At 59.3% G+C, this 396-nt stretch carries 1 protein-coding gene; it reads left to right on the forward strand.

The genetic code is table 11. The features are described from left to right. On the forward strand, positions 1 to 396 hold a 396-nt coding region (locus tag CXF87_RS12460), incomplete at both ends, for a sulfite exporter TauE/SafE family protein (protein ID WP_198556099.1).

Consider the following 396-nt stretch of genomic DNA (forward strand, 5'->3'; position numbering starts at 1 on the left):
TTGCGTATCCTGGCGGCGGTCATGTTGATACTAATGGCACTGTATATCGCCAACTGGTGGAAGGGCTTGCTACGTATCGAGGCACTGGGGCGCGTCCTGTGGCGCCGCATCGAACCAATAGGCCGTCGCTTGATGCCTGTTGTAAAAGTACCCCAAGCATTCGCACTTGGCTCGCTATGGGGCTGGATGCCCTGTGGGCTAATCTATTCGATGCTGGCCTGGAGTCTTGCTGTAGCCGAGCCATTGCGTGCCGCCGCGATGATGGGGGCCTTTGGGCTCGGCACCTTGCCTGCCGTCCTAGCGACCGGAGTGGCAGCGCGCCGTGTCTCAATATGGATACGTAGCCCCGCGACTCGTACGCTAGCAGCGCTGCTGATTATTACGTTTGCCGTCTGG

Origin of the sequence: Halomonas sp. MES3-P3E (assembly GCF_002836035.1) — a bacterium.
GTDB lineage: Bacteria > Pseudomonadota > Gammaproteobacteria > Pseudomonadales > Halomonadaceae > Vreelandella > Vreelandella arctica.